The sequence below is a fragment of the Bradyrhizobium sp. genome (assembly GCF_035935975.1).
Classification (GTDB): Bacteria; Pseudomonadota; Alphaproteobacteria; order Rhizobiales; family Xanthobacteraceae; genus Bradyrhizobium.
Window position 1 is genome coordinate 32,495 of the sequence record NZ_DASYWN010000034.1, and the last position, 20,558, is coordinate 53,052.

13 protein-coding genes are annotated in these 20,558 nt (G+C 65.4%); 3 read left to right on the forward strand and 10 right to left on the reverse strand.

What is annotated here, in order from left to right; all coding sequences use genetic code 11:
* Positions 1-9: 9 nt before the first annotated feature.
* Genes VGR99_RS18010 through VGR99_RS18025 form a run of 4 tightly spaced genes read right to left on the reverse strand, consistent with a single transcriptional unit; the run spans position 10 to position 9,195 of the window.
* Positions 10-3,117: an efflux RND transporter permease subunit gene (locus VGR99_RS18010; RefSeq protein WP_326900098.1), complete on the reverse strand. Its 3,108-nt coding sequence runs from the start codon at positions 3,115-3,117 to the stop codon at positions 10-12.
* Positions 3,117-6,266, reverse strand: a complete 3,150-nt coding sequence (locus VGR99_RS18015; protein ID WP_326900099.1) for an efflux RND transporter permease subunit — start codon at positions 6,264-6,266, stop codon at positions 3,117-3,119. Before VGR99_RS18015 ends, VGR99_RS18010 begins: the two co-directional genes overlap by 1 nt.
* 36 nt (positions 6,267-6,302) lie before the next feature.
* Positions 6,303-7,721 (reverse strand): efflux RND transporter periplasmic adaptor subunit, encoded by a 1,419-nt coding sequence (locus tag VGR99_RS18020; protein WP_326900101.1) that lies wholly within the window; start codon positions 7,719-7,721, stop codon positions 6,303-6,305.
* A complete protein-coding gene (locus tag VGR99_RS18025) occupies positions 7,711-9,195 on the reverse strand; it encodes an efflux transporter outer membrane subunit (RefSeq protein WP_414645131.1) in 1,485 nt (494 codons plus the stop codon). The genes VGR99_RS18020 and VGR99_RS18025 overlap by 11 nt, the downstream gene beginning before the upstream one ends.
* Positions 9,196-9,778: 583 nt before the next feature.
* Between VGR99_RS18025 and VGR99_RS18030 the strand changes: the two genes are divergently transcribed.
* A complete protein-coding gene (locus VGR99_RS18030; protein WP_326900103.1) occupies positions 9,779-10,813 on the forward strand; it encodes a cysteine synthase A in 1,035 nt (344 codons plus the stop codon).
* A gap of 83 nt (positions 10,814-10,896) precedes the next feature.
* Here VGR99_RS18030 and VGR99_RS18035 read toward each other — a convergent pair whose 3' ends face one another.
* From VGR99_RS18035 to VGR99_RS18050, 4 genes are read right to left on the reverse strand one after another with little or no spacing between them, the layout of a single operon-like run.
* The gene (locus VGR99_RS18035) at positions 10,897-11,634 is read right to left on the reverse strand and encodes an amino acid ABC transporter ATP-binding protein (protein ID WP_326900104.1); all 738 of its coding nucleotides are present in this window, start codon (positions 11,632-11,634) and stop codon (positions 10,897-10,899) included.
* 11 nt (positions 11,635-11,645) lie between these two features.
* The gene (locus VGR99_RS18040) at positions 11,646-13,151 is read right to left on the reverse strand and encodes an amino acid ABC transporter permease (RefSeq protein WP_326900105.1); all 1,506 of its coding nucleotides are present in this window, start codon (positions 13,149-13,151) and stop codon (positions 11,646-11,648) included.
* Positions 13,148-14,353: an ABC transporter permease subunit gene (locus VGR99_RS18045; RefSeq protein ID WP_326900106.1), complete on the reverse strand. Its 1,206-nt coding sequence runs from the start codon at positions 14,351-14,353 to the stop codon at positions 13,148-13,150. The genes VGR99_RS18040 and VGR99_RS18045 overlap by 4 nt, the downstream gene beginning before the upstream one ends.
* 26 nt (positions 14,354-14,379) lie before the next feature.
* A complete protein-coding gene (locus VGR99_RS18050; RefSeq protein WP_326900107.1) occupies positions 14,380-15,396 on the reverse strand; it encodes an amino acid ABC transporter substrate-binding protein in 1,017 nt (338 codons plus the stop codon).
* A gap of 394 nt (positions 15,397-15,790) precedes the next feature.
* On the opposite strand from VGR99_RS18050, the gene metC reads away from it, so the two are divergent.
* Together metC and VGR99_RS18060 are read left to right on the forward strand one after the other, a co-directional pair.
* Positions 15,791-16,975, forward strand: a complete 1,185-nt coding sequence (metC, locus tag VGR99_RS18055) for a cystathionine beta-lyase (protein ID WP_326900109.1) — start codon at positions 15,791-15,793, stop codon at positions 16,973-16,975.
* 156 nt (positions 16,976-17,131) lie between these two features.
* Entirely contained in the window at positions 17,132-18,820 is a 1,689-nt protein-coding gene (locus VGR99_RS18060; protein WP_326900111.1) for a Na/Pi cotransporter family protein, read from the forward strand.
* A 105-nt stretch (positions 18,821-18,925) separates the two neighbouring features.
* Here VGR99_RS18060 and VGR99_RS18065 read toward each other — a convergent pair whose 3' ends face one another.
* Positions 18,926-19,786 carry a DMT family transporter gene (locus tag VGR99_RS18065; protein ID WP_326900112.1) on the reverse strand — a complete coding sequence of 287 codons (861 nt, stop codon included), beginning with the start codon at positions 19,784-19,786 and terminating at the stop codon, positions 18,926-18,928.
* Between the two features lie 72 nt (positions 19,787-19,858).
* On the reverse strand, positions 19,859-20,473 hold the full coding sequence (locus VGR99_RS18070) for a TetR/AcrR family transcriptional regulator (protein WP_326900114.1): 615 nt from the start codon (positions 20,471-20,473) through the stop codon (positions 19,859-19,861).
* Positions 20,474-20,558 lie beyond the last annotated feature (85 nt).

Consider the following 20,558-nt stretch of genomic DNA (forward strand, 5'->3'; position numbering starts at 1 on the left):
CTCAACAACCTATTCCGCCGGCGCGGGCAGCGGGCGCGGCTCGGAGCGCCGCCGCAGGCGGTCGATCAGGAGGTAGATCACGGGTGTGGTGTAGAGCGTCAGGATCTGCGAGACGAACAGGCCGCCGATGATGGTGATGCCGAGCGGACGGCGCAGCTCCGTGCCGGGGCCGGTCGCGATCACCAGCGGAATGCCCGCGAACAGGGCTGCCATCGTCGTCATCAGGATGGGACGGAAACGCGCCTGGCAGGCTTCGAAGATCGCTTCCGCCGAGGACAGGCCGCGCTGGCGTTCGGCGTCGAGCGCGAAGTCCACCATCATGATGCCGTTCTTCTTGACGATGCCGATCAGCAGGATGATGCCGACGAAGGCGATCACGGTCAGCGGCGTATTGGTGATCTGCAGGGCCAGCAGCGCGCCGAGGCCGGCCGAGGGCAGCGTCGAGATGATCGTGAGCGGATGGGCGAGGCTCTCATAGAGCACGCCGAGCACGATATACATCGCCACCAGCGCGCCGAGGATCAGCAGCGGCTGGCGGCCGCTGGTCCTGGCGAAATCGCCGGCATTGCCGTCAAAGCTGCCGCGGATGCCCTCGGGCATATGCAGCTCCTCGACGGCACGCTGGATGTTCTGCGTCGCGGCCTGGAGCGGCACATCGGGCAAGAGGTTGAACGACACCGTGGTCGAGGGGAACGACTGCGAATGATAGACCGCGAGCGCGGCGAGCCCGCGCGTCGCATGCACCACGGCCGAGAGCGGCACCTGCGCGTCGCCCGCGCCGGCGACGTAGATGCGATCGAGGTTGGAGGGATCGACCTGGAATTTCGGGTCGATCTCCAGCACGGTCATGTACTGGTTGCGCTGGGTATAGATGATCGAGATCTGGCGCTGCGAGAACGCGTTGTTCAGCGCGTTGTCGATGTCCTGGACGCGGACGCCGAGCGCCGAGGCCTTTTGCCGATCGATGGACAGGGTCAGTTGGAGCCCGCCGGGATCGCGGTCGCTGGAGATGTCGGTGATGCCCTCGACGCTCTCCATGCGCTTGGCCACGATCGGCGCCCATTTCTGCAACAGGCCGAGATCGGTGCTGCTCAGCGTGTACTGGTAGTCGGAATCGCTCTGCCGTCCGCCGGCGCGCACGTCCTGGGCGGCGAACATGAAGAGGCGGATGCCGGGGACCGGGAACAACGCGCGTCGGAGACGGTCGATCACCACCTGCGTCGAGACGTGGTCGCGCTCCTCCGGCGGCTTCAGGCTGATGAACATGGTGCCGTGGTTCGAGGTCGCCGCTCCCGGGCCCCCGCCTCCGCTGCCGACGGTCGAGCCAATGCCGGCCACGGCCGGATCCTGCATCACGATGTCGGCGAGCCGCTGCTGCAGACTGAGCATCGACTGGAACGAGATGTCGGCCGAGGCGCGCGTCGCGCCGATGACGAAGCCGGAATCGTCGGTCGGGAAATAGCCCTTGGGGACCTTGATGTAGAGCGTCACCGTCAGCGCAATGGTGGCGAAGAACACCAGCAGCGTCAGCACCGGGAATTCCAGCACCGAGCGCAAGGTGCGGGCGTAGAAGGTGACGATGCGCGACAGCGAGCCCTCGATCAGCCGGTCGAACAGCGTCGCCGTGCCGGAGGTGGTCTGCCGGATGTAATGCGCGCAGATCATCGGCGTGACCGTCAGCGACACCAGTGTCGAGACCAGGATCGCGAAGGTCAATGTCAGCGAGAATTCGCGGAGCAGCCGGCCGACGATGCCGTCCATGAAGATCAGCGGCGTGAAGGCGGCGATCAGCGACAGGCTGATCGAGACCACCGTGAATCCGATCTGCTTGGCCCCCTCCAGCGCCGCCTGCATCGGCCGCATGCCGTGCTCGAGATTGCGGTACATGTTCTCGATCATGACGATGGCGTCGTCGACCACGAAGCCGACGGAGATCGCGAGCGCCATCAGCGACAGATTGTCGATCGAGAAGCCCGCCACCCACATTCCGGCGCAGGTCCCGGCCAGCGCCAGCGGCACCGAGATGCCGGCCGCGATCGTCGGCGTCACCCGGCGCAGGAACACGAATACGACGACCATCACCAGGATCGCGGTCGCCAGCAGCGTCCATTGCATGTCCAGAACGCTGGCGCGGATCGTGCTGGTACGATCGACCAGCGTGGAGATGTCGACGCCCGCAGGAATCCATTGCTTCAGGTCCGGGATCAGCGCCTTGACCCTGTCCACGGTGTCGATGACGTTGGCGTCGCCCTGCTTGGTGATCTGGATCAGCACCGCCGGCTGCTTGTTGAACCAGGCGATCGAGCGGGCATTGCGGACGGAATCCTCGATGTCGGCGACGTCGGACAGCCGCACGAAATTGCCGTTCGAGCTCTTGATGATGATGTCGCGGAACTCTTTCGCCGTGCGCATCTGCTTGTTGAGCGCCAGCGTCTCGCTCTGGCGCTCGCCGTTGAAGATGCCGACGGGGCCAAGCGGGTTGGCATTGATGATGGCGGTCCTGATATCGTCGGTGGCGATGCCCGCATTCGACAGCGCGACGGGATTGAGCTGGATCCGCACGGCCGGCTGGTCGGCGCCGCTCACCGTCACGTCACCGACACCGGGCACCTGGGAGATGCGCTGCGCCAGGACGGTATCGGCGACGTCATAGATGGCGCTGGCGGACAGGGTCTTCGAGGTCAACGCCAGAACGAAAACCGGCGCGCCGGCCGAATTGGCCTTGCGGAAGCGCGGCAGCGTCGGCAGGTCGCTCGGCAGGTCCACAAGTGACGCGTTGATCGCCGCCTGCACGTCACGCGCCGCCTTGTCGATGTTGCGGCCGATGTCGAACTGAAGCTGGATATTGGAGACGCCGAGCGAGCTCGTGGACGTGATCTGGTTGATGCCGGAGATCTCACCCAGCCGCCGCTCCAGCGGCGAAGCCACCGTCGCCGCCATCACCGACGGGTCGGCGCCCGGTCGGCTGGCCGAGACGAAGATGGCGGGGAAGTCGACGTTCGGGACCGAGGCGACGGGCAGGAACTCGTAGGCGACGACACCCAGCAGGAACAACCCGATCGACAGCAGCGTGGTCGCGACCGGGCGGCGGATGAAGGGCTCCGAGATCGACGCCATCACTGCATCCCCTCGGTTGCGCCGGCGACCGGCGGGCCGCCGGATTCGGCCGGCGGCAGCGCCTGCTCGAGGCGGCGGTTGATGCGGTCGAGCGCGAGGTAGATCACCGGCGTGGTGTAGAGCGTGAGCAACTGGCTGAGCAGCAGGCCGCCGATGATGGAGATGCCGAGCGGAAAGCGCAGCTCGGCGCCGGTGCCGCTCTCGATCGCCAGCGGCAGCGCGCCGAACAGCGCAGCCAGCGTCGTCATCATGATCGGCCGGAAACGCAGCAGGCAGGCCTGGACGATGGCTTCGTTGGGCGACATGCCCTGCCCGCGCTCGGCCTCCAGCGCGAAGTCGATCATCATGATCGCGTTCTTCTTGACGATGCCCATCAAGAGGATGATGCCGATCAGGCCGATCACCGAGAGGTCCTGCCCGGACAACACCAGCGCCAGGATCGCGCCGACGCCGGCCGAGGGCAGCGTCGAGAGGATCGTGATCGGATGGATGTAGCTCTCATAGAGCACGCCAAGCACGATGTAGATCGTGATCACGGCGGCGAGCAGCAGCCAGGGCTGTCCAGCCAGTGCCTTGGCGAATTCGGCGGCATCGCCGGCATAGACGCCGACGATGCTGTTGGGCATCTCGATGCGGGTCTCGATCGCCTTGACGGCCGTGACGGCGTCGCCAAGTGCTGCGCCCGGCGCGAGGTTGAAGCTCAACGAGATCGACGGGAATTGCGCCTGGTGCGAGATCGCCAGCGGCGCCGTGGTGCGCTTCAATGTCGCCACGGCCGACAGCGGCACCTGGGCGTTCGGCGCTCCCGTGACGATGCTCGCGGCGCCCGGCAGATAGAGCTTTGACAGGATCGAGGGATCGCGCTGGTACATCGGCAGCGCCTCCAGCACCACGCGGTACTGGTTGGCCTGGCCGTAGATGGTCGAGATCTGCCGCTGCGCGAAGGCATCGTTGAGCGTGTCGGTGATCGCCTGGAGGCTGACGCCGAGCTGGCCGGCGCGGGTGCGGTCGACGTCGAGCTGCGCCCGCAGGCCGCCCTCCTGCGCCTCGGAGGAGACGTCGCGGAACAGCGGATCGCGGCGCATCTCCGCAACCAGCTTGCGCGCCCATTCGGAGACGAGCGCCGCATCCGTGCCTGTCAGCGTGTATTGGTATTGCGAGCGGCTCGACTGGGTCGAGATCTGCACGTCCTGCACCGGCTGGAAATAGACGGTCATGCCGGGAATGCCCGCCACCCGCTCCTTCAGCCGGGTCACGACCACGCTGACATCGTCGCGCCGCTCGCCGCGCGGCTTGAGCGTCATGACGAGGCGCCCGACATTGGTGGTCGGGTTGACCGAGCCCGCGCCGATCACCGAGACCACGCCGACGACATCAGGGTCTGCCTTGATCGCGTCGGCGGCTTCGGCCTGCCGCTTCTGCATCTCCGCGAACGACACATCGGGCCCCGCCTCCGTCACCGCCGTGATCGAGGCGGTGTCCTGGAGCGGCAGGAAGCCCTTTGGCGCGACGGCATAGAGCACCAGGGTCGCAATCAGCGTGGCGAAGGTCACGACCAGTGTGAGGCGCTGGTGCTGCAGAACCACGAGCAGCGTGCGGTGATAGAACGCGACAGTGCGGTCGATGAAGCGGCTGATCGCGGCGAGGCCCGGCACCGCCAGCTCCTCATGGGCGTGCTTGAGCAGCCGCGAGCACATCATCGGCGTCAGCGTCAGCGACACCACGGCCGAGGTCACGACCGCAATGGTCAGCGTCAGCGCGAATTCGCGAAACATGCGCCCGACCAGGCCCGACATGAACAGCAGCGGGATGAACACCGCGATCAGCGACACCGTCAGCGAGATCACGGTGAAGCCGATTTCGCTGGCGCCCTTCAGCGAGGCCTCCATCGGCCCGTCGCCGTTCTCCATGTGGCGGACGATGTTCTCGATCATGACGATGGCGTCGTCCACCACGAAGCCAGTGCCGATCGTGAGCGCCATCAGTGACAGATTGTCGAGGCTGAAGCCGGCGAAATACATGATGCCGAAGCTGGTGATCAGCGACAGCGGCAGCGCCACGCCGGCGATCAGCGTGGCCCGCAGCGAGCGCAGGAACAGCAGCACCACCAGCGTCACCAGCACCACGCTGAGGATCAGCGTGAACTGCACGTCGCGCACCGAGGCGCGGATCGTGACGGTGCGGTCGGAGACGATGGTGAGGTTCACGCCGGCCGGGATGGCGCGCTGGACCTTGGGGATTTCGGCGCGGATCTGGCTGACGACGTCGATGACGTTGGCGCCGGGCTGGCGCTGGATGTCGATGATGACGGCCGGCGAGCCCTGGTACCAGCCCCCGGTGCGGTCGTTCTCGAGGCCGTCGACGATCTGCGCGACGTCGGCGATCGTGACGGGCGATCCGTTGCGGTAGGCGATGATGACGGGCTTGTAGGCGTCGGCGGCGGCGATCTGGTCGTTGGCGGCGATGATGTAGGATTGCTGCGCGCCGTCGAGCGAGCCCTTCGGTCCTGATACGTTGGCATTGGAGATCGCGGTGCGCAAATCCTCCATGGCGATGCCATAGGCGGCGAGCCGCGCCAGATCCGCCTGGATGCGCACGGCCGGCTTCAGCCCGCCCAGCACCGAGACCCGGCCGACGCCGGAGATCTGGCTCAGGCGTTGCGCCAGCAGCGTGTCGGCGATGTCGCTCATCGCGCGCAGCGAGATCGTGTCGGAGCGCAGCGCCAGCGTCATGACCGGCGCGTCCGCCGGGTTCACCTTGGCGTAGGTCGGCGGGTAAGGCAGCGTCTTCGGCAGCACGCCGGCGGCCGCATTGATCGCGGCCTGCACGTCCTGCGTCGCGCCGTCGATGTCGCGGTTGAGGTCGAACTGCAGCGAGATCTGGCTGACGCCGAACGAGCTCGTCGAGTTCATCGCCGATAATGACGGGATCTGGCCGAGCTGCCGTTCCAAGGGCGCGGTGATCAGCGAGGCGATCACGTCGGGGCTCGCGCCCGGCAACTGCGTCGTCACCTGCACGGTCGGGAAATCGACCTGCGGCAGCGCCGAGACCGGCAATGCGAAATAGCCCAGCAGCCCGCCGATCAGCAGCGCAATGCCGAGCAGCGAGGTCGCGATCGGACGGCGGATGAAGGGTTCGGAGACACCCATGGGATCTGCCTGCCGCTCAGGCGGCTGTTGTCGGGATCATGGCTGCTTGGCTCCAGATCCCGATGCGCCCGGCCCCGGTGCCGGACCAGTCTGCCCCTTCTGGTCGCCTTCGCTGCTGCTGCGCTTGGCGCGGTGCTCGCCGTCCTTGCCCTGCCAGTCCTTCTGGCCGTCCTTGGCGCCGTCCTTCTGACCTTCCTTGGCCTGACCGTCCTTCTTCTGGGCGTCGGGCCCGCGCGAGCGCTTGCGCGGGGCGAGATCGGCTGACGGCGTCTGGTCGTCGCGGCCGACGATGACCTTGGAGCCGTCGGACAGATTGGCAAAGCCTGTCGTCACGACCTTGTCGGTCGCCGACAGGCCGCTGGCGATCACGGCGTCATGCTCGTTCTGCTGCGTCACCGTCACGGGCTTGGCCGAGACGACATTGTCCTCGCCGATGACATAGCTGAAGGTGCCGACCGGTCCGCGCTGCACGGCCGATGTCGGCACCACCAGCGCCTGCGACAAGGTCTCGACCTTGAGGCGGACATTGACGAACTGGCCCGGCCAGAGCTGGTAATTGGCATTGGGGAATTCGGCCTTGAGCTTGAGCGTGCCGGTGGTCTGGTCGACCTGGTTATCGATGCCAGTCAGCTTGCCGGTGTCGATCACGGTGATGCCGTCATTGCCGAACACGTCGACGGCAAGCGTGCCCTTCGACGCCGCGGCGTTGACCCGCATGATCTGCTGCTGCGGCAGGCTGAACCACACCGCAATCGGCTGCAATTGCGTGATCACCACGAGACCCGTGGTGTCGGCGGCATGGATGATGTTGCCCTGGTCGACCTGGCGCAGGCCGGCGCGGCCCGACAGCGGCGCCACGATCTTGGTGTAGCTGAGCGTCGCCGCCGCATTGTCGATCGCGGCCTGGTCTGCCTTCACCAGCGCCTCGGTCTGCGCGACCAGCGCACGCTGGGTGTCGGCCTGCTGCTTGGAGCCGGCATTGGAGGCAGCGAGCTGCTCGTAGCGCGTAAGGTCGATGCGCTGGTTGGCGAGCTGGGCCTGGTCCTGCGCCTTCTTGGCGACGGCCTGGTCATACGTCGCCTGATAGAGCGCGGGATCGATCTCGCCGAGCACGTCGCCCTTCTTGACGTCCTGGCCCTCGGTGAAGTTCACCGCGATCAGCTTGCCGTCGACCTGCGAGCGCACCGTCACGGTGTTGAGCGCGCGGATCGCGCCGACGCCGTCGAGATAGACCGGGACGTCCTGGATGCGCGGCGTCGCCGCCAGCACCGGCACCGGCAGATCGGGCCGCTGGTTGCGGTTGTTGGCCTGCTGCTGCTGGTGCATGACGATCCAGCCGACATAGCCAAGGCCGCCGAGGATCGAGAGCGTGATCAGGGTCATGACGAAGCCGCGGCCGCGCGACTTTTTCGCCGTCCCTTCCTTCGCGTCTTGCTTATCCGGCTTAAAGAGCATTGACCGGTTTCTCCATGCGCGGCTCCCAGCCGCCGCCGAGCGCCTGATACAGGCTGACGATGGCGAGAAGCCGTGCGAGTTGCGCCTGCCACAGCGCGTCTTCCGCCTGAAATAGTGTCTGTTGGACGTTCAGCACGGTCACGATGTCGGCGGTGCCGGCGCGCAATTGCTGCTCGGCGAGATCGAAGGCGCGCCGGGACGAGGCGACGACATCGCGCTGCAATTGCAGCTTGATCGTGGTTTGCTTGATCGAGTACAGCGCATTGTCGACGTCGGCGAAGGACTGGACGATGGTCTTGCGGTAGGTCTGGAGCAGCTCGTCCTGCCGTGCCTTGGCGAATTCGAAATTGCCGAGGATCTTGCCGCCGTCGAAGATCGGCTGCGTCGCGCTGCCGACGAGCTGGAAGAACGCCGCATGAGGTTGGAACAGCGACACCAGCGCCGAGCTCTGATAGCCGCCATTGCCGGTGAGCTGGATGGTGGGGAAGAACTGCGCGCGGGCATTGCCGATATTCGCGGTCGCGGAGGCCAGTTGCGCCTCCTGCCGACGAATATCCGGCCGCTGCGTCAAAATCTCCGACGGCAGGCCCGGCGTGACGCGCGGGATCGCGATCTTGTTCAGCGAGCCGCCGAGCACACGCACGCTCTCCGGCGGGCGCGACACCAGCACGGCGAGCGCGTTGACATTCTGGTCGAGCGTCTGGCGCAGCGGCGGCACTGACGCCTTCTGGTTGCCCAGCACGCTCTCCTGCTGCGCAACGTCGAGATCCGTGCCGGTGCCGGCCTTGCGGCGATCCTTGATGGCATCGAGGATGCGCTGTGCGCTCGCGATGTTGTTCTGCGCGGTCCGCAGGCGGTCCTGAGAGGCCAGCACCTGGAAATAGGCGTTGGCTACGGCTGCCAGCGTCGTCAGCGCGACGACGTCACGATCGAAGCGGTTGGCGTTCGCCGTCTCCTCCGCCGTCTGCAGCGCGTCGCGGTTCTGCCCCCAGAAGTCGAGCTGGTAGCTCGCGCTCAGCGAGGCCGAGTAGTTGACGACCTCGCGGCCGCCATTGGTAAGACCGGAGGACGACGAGCCGGAGGTCCGCGAATAGGTCTCGGATCCGCCGCCTGACAGGCTCGGCAGCAGCGCCGCGCCCGCCTGCCGTGCCTGGGCGTCGGCCTGAACGATGCGCGCGACGGCGGCCGCGATATCGAGATTGACGGTCTGCGCCTCCTCCATCAATTGCGTCAGTTCCGCGGAGCGGAAGCCGCGCCACCAATCCAGTGACGGCGGCGCGTCGCCCTTGCCGGCATATTTGTACTGCGTGGGAACATCGAGCGCGGGATCGGGAAGATCCTGCGTCAGCACGCAGGCGCCAGAACTGGTGGCCAGGCATAACACCGCAAGCCAGCGCGCCGCGCGGCGCGTCCTGGACGCAGACCCCAAAGACCGCCGCATGGCGATCGCCGGAACACGCTGTGTCACATCCACCCCCCGCCGGGCAGACCGAGCCGCCGCTGCGCTGCCGGATTAACCGATTCGCGGCGGGACAGTCGGAGGGCGTTTGGCAACTCGCTCACAGGTGATGCTTTCTGCGGAACCTTGAGATTCATACTAGCCGGGCGCGGAACAGCGGGACAGTCCCGCAGGTGCGAGATGACCGCTGCCTTGGCGCGATGGCGCGATCGTGCAAATGCAAAATATCCCTGTCTCGCAGCGATTTCTCGGCTTTTTACGTCGGCGCGAAGTGCACTCAAGCTTACCAAGATTTCATGTGATAAAGGCGCCACAGCTGCACAGATGCGGTCCATTTCACGCGTGCCGCCGAGAACGGCAACGAAAGCTGCTCATAGGGCCATGATCTTCCATGCTCCGACAGTGGCAGGACATATCATTCCACCGATATTGCGGCCGCGGACGCCGCAGCTCGCGCGCCGATCTCTCCTGGCGAATATGGTTGCTCTGCCGGCCCCTTGCACCACCTTCGCCGCAGCGCAAAAGCCTTCCCCTTTGGCCTCCCAAGCACTAGGTTCTGGCCAACCAGATCAACCCCTTGCCAGTGATTTCCCCCGATATGACCATTCGAAACGACGTTGTCGAAGCGATCGGCAACACTCCGCTGATCAAGCTCAAGCGCGCCTCGGAATTGACCGGCTGCACCATCCTGGGCAAGGCGGAATTCATGAATCCCGGCCAGTCGGTGAAGGACCGCGCCGGCAAATGGATGATTTTGGAGGCGGAGAAGCGCGGCGAGCTCAAGCCGGGCGGCCTCGTGGTCGAAGCGACCGCCGGCAATACCGGCATTGGCCTCGCGGTCGTCGCGAGCGCGCGCGGATATCGCACGCTGATCGTGATTCCGGAGACGCAAAGCCAGGAGAAGAAGGACTTCCTCAAGCTGTGCGGCGCCGAGCTGATCGAAGTCCCGGCCCTTCCCTATGCCAATCCCAACAACTACCAGCATGTCGGCAAGCGCCTCGCCGACGAGCTGCGCAAGACCGAGCCCAACGGCGTGCTGTTCGCCGACCAGTGGAACAACCTCGACAATGCCAAGGCGCATTACGACTCGACCGGCCCCGAGATCTGGCAGCAGACCGGCGGCAAGGTCGACGGCTTCGTCTGCTCGGTCGGCAGCGGCGGCACGCTCGCCGGCGTCAGCCGCTATCTGAAAGAGAAGAACAAGGACATCCGGATTGCCTGCGCCGATCCGCATGGCGCCGGCATGTACGAATACTTCAGGACCGGCGATCCCAAGGCCACGCCCGGCGGCTCGATCACGGAAGGCATCGGGCTCGGCCGTGCGACCGCGATCGTCGAGAGCGCCAAGGTCGATGACGCCTATCTCATCCCCGACGCCGAAGCGGTCACGGTGATCTACGAGCTGCTCCAGCACGAAGGCCTGTGCCTCGGCGGCTCGACCGGCATCAACATCGTGGGCGCGATGCGGCTCGCCAAGCAGCTTGGACCGGGCAAGACCATCGTCACCGTGCTCTGCGATTCCGGCAGCCGCTACCAGTCAAAGCTGTTCAACGCGGATTTCATGCGCGCCAAGAACCTGCCCGTGCCGGAATGGCTGGAGAAGCGCAGCAACATCAAGCCGCCGTTCGTCTAGGCGGATGCGCCGTGCCCACCATCGTCCGGTAAGCGGGCGCAAGGTGGGCACGCTACGCTTTGCCCCCCCTACGGCAGCTCGCTTCAGCGCAAAATCTGGCTCAGGAACAGCTTTGTCCGCGCGTGCTGGGGCGCGGCAAAGAACTCGTTCGGCGTGTTGGCCTCGATGATCTGGCCGGCGTCCATGAACACGACGCGGTTGGCGACCTCGCGGGCAAAGCCCATCTCGTGAGTGACGACCAGCATCGTCATGCCCTCCTCGGCGAGGTCGACCATGGTGTCGAGCACTTCCTTGACCATCTCGGGGTCGAGCGCCGAGGTCGGCTCGTCGAACAGCATCACCTTCGGGTTCATCGTGAGCGCGCGGGCGATCGCGACGCGCTGCTGCTGGCCGCCGGACATCTGGCCCGGAAACTTGTTGGCCTGGTGCGGGATCTTGACCCGCTCCAGGAATTTCATCGCGGTCGCTTCGGCATCCCTCTTGGGAATGTTGCGCACCCAGATCGGCGCCAGCGTGCAATTGTCGAGCACGGTGAGATGCGGGAACAGATTGAAACTCTGGAACACCATGCCGACCTCGCGGCGCACGGCGTCGATGTGCTTGAGGTTCGGCCCGAGCTCGATGCCGTCGACGACGATCTCGCCCTCCTGGAACTCCTCCAGCGCATTAATGCAGCGGATCAGCGTCGACTTGCCGGAGCCCGAGGGGCCGCAGATGACGATGCGCTCGCCCTTGTGGACCTCCAGGTCGATGTCGCGCAGCACATGAAATTCGCCGTACCATTTGTTGAGGCCGGAAATCTTGACGATGGGGTCGGTCATGGCGAGCTCGATCAGTTGCGGCGGTGGGCGTTGAGGCGATGCTCGACGAACAGCGAGTAGCGCGACATTCCAAAGCAGAACAGGAAATAGATGATACCGGCAAAGGCGAAGCCGGTGAACAGGGTCGATGGCGCCGACCATTTCGGGTCCGCGAACGAGGCACGCAGCGATCCCAGCAGATCGAACAGCGCGACGATCGACACCAGCGACGTATCCTTGAACAGCGAGATGAAGCTGTTGACGAGGTTCGGGATGACGTGGCGCAGCGCCTGCGGCAGCACGATCAGAGAGGTTGTCTTCCACCACGACAATCCCAGCGCCGCCGCGGCCTCGCCCTGCCCGCGCGGGATCGCGGCAAGTCCGCCGCGGACGTTCTCGGCCTGATAGGCGCCCGTGAACAGCGCGATGCCGATCAGCGCGCGGACGAGGCCATCGACCGTGAAATTGCCGGGCAGGAACAGCGGCAGCATGTAGGTGGCGAAGAACAGCACGGTGATCAGCGGCACCCCGCGCCAGAACTCGATGAAGGCGATCGAGAAGATCCGGATCAGGGGAATCGTGGACCTGCGGCCGAGCGCCAGCGCAATGCCGATCGGCAGCGAGGTGACGATGCCGGCGACGGAGACCACCAGCGTCACCAGAAGACCGCCCCAGAGCCGCGTCTGCACGACCGGCAGCCCGCCGTGATCGAGCCCCATCAGCTTGATCACGATGGCGATGGCCGCGAACGTAGCGATGCTCCACGCCAGCGGACGCCATCCCGTGCGCACGCCGCCGCCGAGCACGAAGGCAATCAAGGACACGACTGCGGTCGTGATGGCGAAATCACTCCAGACCGACTGGCCGGAGCCCGCCAGGTAGTCGCGCAGCCATGTCAGCGGAAAGATCAGCCAGTAGATCGCCTTGCCGACGAGGACGATGAAATTGCCGAGGACCCACAGCAGCGGGGCGATCGCCGAGGTCTTGCTGAGGCTGAGCAGCACCTGCCCCGCGCCGATGATGCTGTCGTCGAACAATTGCAGCAGGCCGGCGGTCCAGCTCAGGCCAAAGCCGGTGATGCCGCCGCCATGCAGCAGGAAGAACGCGACCACTGGAAAGGCGAAGAAGAACAGGCTGGCGTTCAGACTTTTCGCCGGCAGGCGCGGAACCAGCATTGGCACCAGCAAGACCGCGGCCAAAAGGAACGTGAGGTTGACCCGCCAGCGCTCCGCCTCGGGATAGAAGCCATAGATCAATTGCGGCAGCTTGGCCTGGATGTACGGCCAGCAGGCACCGCTCTCGGTCAGGCACGCCGTACGGTCCGTGCCGGTCCAGACCGCGTCGACGAACAGGAATTTGACGGAGGGAATGATGGTGAACCAAAGCAGCAAGGCACTGACGATGGTGATCAGGATGTTGGTCGGCGAGTTGAAGAGGCGCGTGCGCATCAGGCCGATGAAGCCCGTCGTCTTTACCGGCGCCGGACGTTCGGCGAGCAGGTCCCGGCGGACATAGCCGGACGATGTGATATCGCTCATGCGCCGAGGCTCCGGCTGACGCGCCAACCATAGACGCTCATGATCGCGCTGGTGAGCAGCGAGATCAGCAGATAGACGCCCATCGTCATGGCGATGATCTCGATTGCCTGCCCGGTCTGGCTCAGCGACGTGCCGGCCCAGACCGACACGAGGTCAGGATAGCCGATCGCGACCGCCAGCGAGGAGTTCTTGGTGAGGTTGAGATATTGGTTGGTCAGCGGCGGCACGATCACGCGCATCGCCTGCGGCACGACGATCAGGCGCAGCGTGGTGCCGCGGCTGAGGCCGAGCGAGGACCCCGCCTCCATCTGTCCCTTGTGGACCGACAGGATGCCGGCGCGGACGATCTCGGCGATGAAGGCGGCGGTATAGGTCGACAGCGCCAGCGTCAGAGCGACGAATTCCGGAATGATGCGCGCGCCGCCGGCGAAGTTGAACCCTTTGAGCTGCGGCAGCTCGACCGTGAAAGGCAGACCGAACACCAGCATGGTGGCGAGCGGCAGGCCGAACAGCAGGCCGAGCACATAGGGCCAGATCCGGATCATCTGCCCGCGCTGGAACAGCGCACGCCGCGCGTAGATGCGCAGCACCAGCGCCGCGACGATGCCGAATCCCAGCACCGCCAGGAACGGCTCGAGACCGGCCTGCCCGATCGGCTGTGGAATGACGAGGCCACGGTTGCTGACGAAGGCGACGCCGAACAGCGAGATGCTCTGCCGCGGGTTGGGCAGCGCCGCGAGCACTGCGAGATACCAGAACAGGATCTGGAACAGCAGCGGCAGATTGCGGATGATCTCGACGTAGATCTCGCCGACGCGCGACAGCAGCCAGTTCGGCGACAGCCGGCACAGCGCGACGATGAAGCCGAGCACGGTGGCGAAGAAAATGCCGACCACCGAGACCACGAGCGTGTTGAGCAGCCCGACCACGAACACGCGCAGGAACGTGTCCGAGCCGGTGTAGGAAATCAGGGTCTGGTTGACGTCGAAGCCGGCATTGTTCCGCAGGAAGCCGAAGCCGGCGGCAATGTGCTGGTTTTCGAGGTTGGCGCGGGCGTTGGAGACGATCTCGTAGCCGATCCAGCCCAGGATCGCCGCAAAGGCAAACTGGACGGCGATGCCGTTCCAGCCTGCCTTGCCGCCCAGAACGCGCCTGATCTTCAGCGCGATCTGGGCCGGCGGTTTTCGAGCTTCGGTGCCCATCGCCGCGAGCCGCGGATCAGGCGTGATCAGCGGATCGGCGGCGCGTACTGGAGACCGCCCTTGTTCCAGAGATTGTTGAGGCCGCGGTTGATGGCGAGCGGCGAGCCGGCGCCGACGTTGCGGTCGAACACCTCGCCGTAATTGCCGACCGACTTCACGATCCGGACCACCCAGTCCTTGGTGAGACCGAGCTGTTCGCCGAAATTACCGTCGGTGCCGAGCACGCGCTTCAGCTCCGGACCTTCCATCTTCGCCTTCTCATCGACGTTCTTCGAGGTGATGCCGAGCTCCTCGGCAGTGACCATCGCGAACAGAGTCCATTTCACGATGTCGAACCACTGGTCGTCGCCGTGGCGCACCATCGGGCCGAGCGGCTCCTTCGAGATGATTTCGGGGAGAACCATGTGGTCGTTGGGATTGGCGAGCTTGAGACGGTTGGCGTAGAGGCCCGACTGGTCGGTGGTGAAGACGTCGCAGCGGCCGGCTTCATAGGCCTTCACGGTTTCGTCGTTGGTGCCGAACGCGATCACCTCGTACTTCATGTTGTTGGCCTTGAAGTAGTCGGCGAGATTCTGCTCGGTGGTGGTGCCGGTCTGCACGCAGACCGAGGCGCTGTTGAGCTCGAGCGCCGAATTCACCTTGAGCGACTTCTTCACCATGAAGCCCTGCCCGTCATAATAGGTCACGCCGGTGAAGTTGGCGCCGAGCGAGGTGTCGCGCGAGATGGTCCAGGTGGTGTTGCGCGAGAGCACGTCGATTTCGCCGGATTGCAGCGCCGTGAAGCGGTCCTTAGCCGAGGTCGGCACGTACTTGACCTTGGTCGGGTCGTTGAAGATCGCAGCCGCAATCGCGCGGCAGATGTCGACGTCGAGACCGGTCCAGTTGCCCTTGTCGTCGGGCGAGGAGAAGCCCGGCAGGCCCTGGCTGACGCCGCAGGACAGCGTGCCCCGATCCTTGATCGTCTTGAGCGTTTGCGCATCGGCGGCTTGGGCAGTCAGGCCGGCGGCGAGTGCAAGAGTGAGAGCCAGGGTTACGCGTTTCATGGGCTGAAGGCCTTTCAAGGTCGTCTCAAGGTCAGGAATGTTGTCTCAGGATCGCCTCTGCCGGGGCAAATCCTCTGGGGACCTGCCTTGCAAGAGTCATGCTGGAAACCTTGCCGAACACTCGCCGATCCCGAGAGGCCATACCCTAATCCCCGCCGCACGCGCCCGCCATTATGGCTGTGACGCAAGGTCCGGTCAGACGATGGATCGAAGGTCGCGGCTGCCCCTCAACATGCGGCGACTGAATAGCACCGGCGCATCACAGAACGACTGGCGAGCCGGGTCAAGGGGTTGACGGGACTCTTCTGTGTTCTGTTATTAACGACAGCGGCCTCCCGGCCGTCCCAGCCGTGCGATCCGCGCCGGCGGAAACGCGCTTTTTGAAAGCAGACGCATGGATTCCTCGCACCCCTCCCAGCAGCAGGCCGAGACCCGGCTGGTCACCTCCGGCCGCGACACCAAGGCGCAGAAGGGGTTCGTCAATCCGCCGGTATTCCACGGCTCGACCGTGCTGTACCCGACCGCCGAGGACCTCCACGCCCATCGCGGCGAGTTCACCTATGGCCGCCACGGCTCCCCCACCACCAAGGCGTTCCAGGAGACGCTGATGGCGCTGGAGGGGCCGCAATGCGCCGGCGTCGGCATCGTGCCTTCGGGCCTGTCGGCGATCTCGACCACCCTGCTCTCGGTGCTGAAGACCGGCGACCATATCCTGGTCTGCGACAACGTCTACCGGCCCTCGCGAAATTTCTGCAACGGCATGCTCACCCGCCTTGGCATCGAGACAACCTATTTCGATCCGTTGATCGGCGCCGGCATCGAGAAGCTGTTCAAGCCGAACACCCGCGCGGTGCTGGTCGAGGCGCCGGGTTCGCAATCGTTCGAGATGCCGGACATCCGCGCCATCGCGGACGTCGCGCATGCGCGTGACGCACTCGTCATCGACGACAATACCTGGGCGACGCCGCTCTATCACCGCTCGCTCGAGCAGGGCGTCGACATCAGCATGCAGGCCGCCACCAAATATATCGGCGGTCATTCCGACATCATGTTCGGCACCATCTCGGCCAACGCCAAGACCTGGCCGCAGATATCGGAAGGCATCCGCCTGCTCGGCGTCTGCGCCGGTCCTGACGACGTCTTCCTCGCGCTGCGCGGCCTGCGCACGCTGTCGGTGCGCCTCGCGCAGCATCATCGTTCGGGGCTCGACATGGCGCAGTGGCTTGCCGCGAGACCCGAGGTCGCGCGCGTCCTGCATCCGGGGCTGGAGAGCGATCCGGGCCACGCGATCTGGAAGCGCGACTTCACGGGCGCCTCGGGCCTGTTCAGCATCGTGCTGAAGCCGGCCCCGCAGAAGGCCGTCGACACCATGCTCAACACGCTCAAGCTGTTCGGCATGGGCTTTTCCTGGGGCGGCTTCGAGAGCCTCGCGATTCCCTTCGACTGCAACGACTATCGCACCGCGACCAAGTGGGCGCCCGGTGGCCCGACTCTCCGTCTGCACATCGGGCTCGAGAGCACCGACGATCTCAAGGCCGATCTCGATCGCGGCTTCGCTGCCCTCAAAGCGGCAATGTGAGCCTGCTCACAAGGCAACACGCCTGCGGACGCGCCAGCGCGCGCCGAGGGAACGAGCAACCGACGCAAACGTTAACGCCGATGCGCCAACAAATGGTTTGAACCTCAAGCATTTGGCGCTAGCCTCACCAATCGACTCTCAATCCGGACACGGAGCATGGGAACGTTGGTTCTGCTCGATCTGATGGGCGGCGTTGCACTGCTGCTGTGGGGCCTGCACATGGTCCACAGCGGAATTCTGCGCGCCTTTGGTCCTGACCTGCGACGGCTGCTCGGCAAGGCGCTCGGCAATCGCTTCAACGCGTTTGCCGCCGGCCTCGGGCTCACCGCGCTGCTCCAGAGCAGCACGGCGACCGCGCTGATCACCAGTTCGTTCGCCGCCGAAGGCCTCGTCAGCCTCGCCGCCGCGCTCGCCATCATGCTCGGCGCCAATGTCGGCACGACGCTGATCGTGCAGGTGCTGTCGTTCAACATCGCCGCCATCGCGCCCGTGCTGTTCGTGCTCGGGCTCGTCGCCTTCCGTTCGGGACCGCGCTCGCGCATCAAGGACATCGGCCGCGTCTGCATCGGCCTCGGCCTGATGCTGCTGTCGCTGCACATCCTGCTCGACACGCTGGCGCCGGCCGAGAACGCGCCCGGCATGCGGGTCATGATGTCGGCGATCACCGGCGATCCGATCCTCTGCATCGTCATCGCCGCGCTCGTCACCTGGGCGGTGCATTCCAGCGTCGCCAGCGTGCTGCTGATCATGTCGCTGGCCTATTCGCAGTTCATCACGCCCTATGCTGCGATGGCTCTGGTGCTGGGAGCCAATCTCGGCAGCGCCATCAATCCCGTGTTCGAAGGCGCCAAGCGCGACGATCCCGCGAGCTATCGCCTGCCGGTCGGCAATCTCGTCAACCGCGTGATCGGGATTGCGCTGGTGCTGCCGTTCCTGGGCGTCATCGCCGAGCACATGCACGCCTGGCAGCCGGACCTTGCGAAGATGACGGCAGCCTTCCACATCGCCTTCAACGCCGGCACGGCCGTCATCTTCATCGGTCTGCTCGACAGCATGTCGCGCCTGTTGACGCGCCTGCTGCCCGATCGCATCCGGGAGGCCGACCCGGCCCGGCCGCGCTATCTCGACGAGACCGCGCTGGAGACGCCGTCACTGGCGCTCGCCGACGCGGCCCGCGAGACGCTGCGCATGGGCGACTTCGTCGAGACCATGCTGCGCAAGGTGATGGCGGCGATGATGACGGGCGACCGCGCCCTGGTCGATCAGGTCACGGAGATGGACAACGCCGTCGACGGTCTCGACGAAGCGATCAAGCTCTACGTGACCAAGCTGACGCGCGGGAGCCTCGACGAGAGCGAGGGCCGGCGCGCGATGGAGATCATCTCCTTCGCCATCAATCTCGAGCATATCGGCGACATCATCGACAAGAATCTGAGCGAGCTCGCCACCAAGAAGATCAAGCGCCGCTTCCAGTTCTCGGCCGAGGGCGCCGAGGAGCTGGCCGCCTTCCACAAGCGCACGATGGACTCGCTGCGCATCGCCTTCGGCGTCTTCATGTCGGGCGACGCCAACGAGGCACGCAAGCTGCTGGTGGAGAAGACCGCGCTGAAAAATACCGAGCTTGCGGCGATCGAGCGCCATCTCGATCGCCTGCGCGAGGGCCGGCCCGAGACCATCGAGACCACCTCGCTGCATCTCGACGTGCTGCGCGACCTGCGCCGCATCCACTCGCATATCTGCTCGGTCGCCTACCCCGTGCTGGATGCGGCCGGCGAGCCCTATCGCCGGCCCGAGGCGGAGACGGCCGCCCTGCCCGCATCAGGTGCCACGGCGATGCCGCGCTAAAGCATGATCCGGAAAAGTGCGCAGCGGTTATCCGAAAAGATCATGCTCAAACAACGACCTAAAGCACGATGACGATTTATCCTAATCTCATCGCGCTTTAGGCGATCAAGCCGGCCGCGTGCGCGGCTTGACCTGCGTGAGCGCGACACCGGAGATCGCAAGCAGCCCGCCGACGATCAGCTTTGGCGTCATGCGCTCGCCCAGGAACAACACGCTCGACATCAGCGCAAACACCGGGAGCAGCAGGCCGAAGGGGGCGACGCGGCCCATCGAGCAGCGCGCGATCAGCCAGAACCACAGGCTGAACCCGACAATGCCGCCGATGAAGATCGTGTAGGCCAGCGCCAGCCAGCCACGCCCATCTGCGGTGACGAGGCTCGTCATCTGCCCGTATTCGAGCAGCAACGACATCGCCAGGACTTGCGGCACAGTGAGCAGCGACGACCAGCCCATCAGCATCAGGGGATCGAACGGCCCATAGCGCTTGGTCAGGACGTTGGAGACCGCGAACGCGAAAGCCGCCCCGACCACGAGCAGCAGCGGCAACGCGTCTCCCGAGAGCCCGGGCCCCGCAGCCAGCACGACAACGCCGATGAAGGCCAGCGCCACGCCGCCTGACGTGACGAGAGACGGCCTCTCAGCGAGCAGCGGCCAGGCCAGCAGCACGGTGAAGGGCGTGGCAAGTTGATAGGCGACCGCCGACATGCTGCCCGAGCCGAGCCCAAGACCGACATAGAACAGCCCGAAGTTCAGCCCGCCCAGAAACAGCGAAATCGCCGCAATCGGCCCGAGCTGCTGACGCGTGGGCCTCGCGACGAACGGGACCAGCAGCAGCGCGATGATAAGGAAGCGCAATGCGAGGAAGAACAGCGGCGGGAATTCGCTCACGCCGACCTTGATCGCGACGAACTGGTAGCCCCAGAGCAAAGGAACGGCGACCGCGCAGACAATCTGGATGGCAGACATCGCTTGGATCCTTTCAGGACTATTCAGTCCAGATATCGACGCGGCAAAGATCGGAGGCATCCATGGAGTTGCTTACCTGATGAAACGGTCGAGCAGCGCGTCCGCGGTGGCTTGTGACGTGGCCCGTGCCGGCGCCGTCTTGCCGGTCACGCGCAGCCCCTCGACGAAACAGACGAGAATGCGCGCGGCACTGGCGGGCTCGACGCCATCGGCCAGCTTGCCCGCGGCTTTCGCGCGGGAGAGCGCATCCGCCACCCTGCCCTCCATCGCCCTGAAGAAGCTCGCGACGCGACGGCTGACGTCCGCGTCCTGGCCGGCCAGTTCCATGGCTGTGGCCACCAGCAGGCAGCCGCGCCGGCCATTGGCCCCGCTGGTGCGCTCGACATAGCCGGCAAGGTAGGTTCTGAGACCGTCGACCGGGTCCTTGCGCGGGTCGAATTCGAACTCCATCCGCGCCAGGGCATCGGCGATGTACCGGTCAAGCGCGCGCAGGAAGAGCGAGTGCTTGTCGCCGAAGGCCGCGTAAAGGCTGCCGCGCGAGAGTTTTGTCGCCCGAAGCAGGTCCGGCAGCGCCGTGCCGTGATAGCCGCGTGACCAGAACACATCCATCGCACGCTCGACCGCGGCCTCCACGTCGAAACCTCGGGGCCGTCCACGGGGCAACTGCACTCGGGATTGCTGGCGCATGCCGATATATGAACCAATCGGTCTTGAAATAGCAAGCGTCGTTTTGGGTAGCGGTTCCGAAGGGATTTTGAGAGGTCTACGACGT

Coding starts and splice junctions, on each gene's coding strand:
- VGR99_RS18065 (WP_326900112.1), bottom strand. CDS start 19,786: ATGTCTGCCATCCAGATTGTCTGCGCGGTCGCCGTTCCTTTGCTCTGG.
- VGR99_RS18070 (WP_326900114.1), bottom strand. CDS start 20,473: ATGCGCCAGCAATCCCGAGTGCAGTTGCCCCGTGGACGGCCCCGAGGT.
- VGR99_RS18010 (WP_326900098.1), bottom strand. CDS start 3,117: ATGGCGTCGATCTCGGAGCCCTTCATCCGCCGCCCGGTCGCGACCACG.
- VGR99_RS18060 (WP_326900111.1), top strand. CDS start 17,132: ATGGGAACGTTGGTTCTGCTCGATCTGATGGGCGGCGTTGCACTGCTG.
- VGR99_RS18045 (WP_326900106.1), bottom strand. CDS start 14,353: ATGGGCACCGAAGCTCGAAAACCGCCGGCCCAGATCGCGCTGAAGATC.
- VGR99_RS18015 (WP_326900099.1), bottom strand. CDS start 6,266: ATGGGTGTCTCCGAACCCTTCATCCGCCGTCCGATCGCGACCTCGCTG.
- VGR99_RS18035 (WP_326900104.1), bottom strand. CDS start 11,634: ATGACCGACCCCATCGTCAAGATTTCCGGCCTCAACAAATGGTACGGC.
- VGR99_RS18030 (WP_326900103.1), top strand. CDS start 9,779: ATGACCATTCGAAACGACGTTGTCGAAGCGATCGGCAACACTCCGCTG.
- metC (WP_326900109.1), top strand. CDS start 15,791: ATGGATTCCTCGCACCCCTCCCAGCAGCAGGCCGAGACCCGGCTGGTC.
- VGR99_RS18050 (WP_326900107.1), bottom strand. CDS start 15,396: ATGAAACGCGTAACCCTGGCTCTCACTCTTGCACTCGCCGCCGGCCTG.
- VGR99_RS18040 (WP_326900105.1), bottom strand. CDS start 13,151: ATGAGCGATATCACATCGTCCGGCTATGTCCGCCGGGACCTGCTCGCC.
- VGR99_RS18020 (WP_326900101.1), bottom strand. CDS start 7,721: ATGCTCTTTAAGCCGGATAAGCAAGACGCGAAGGAAGGGACGGCGAAA.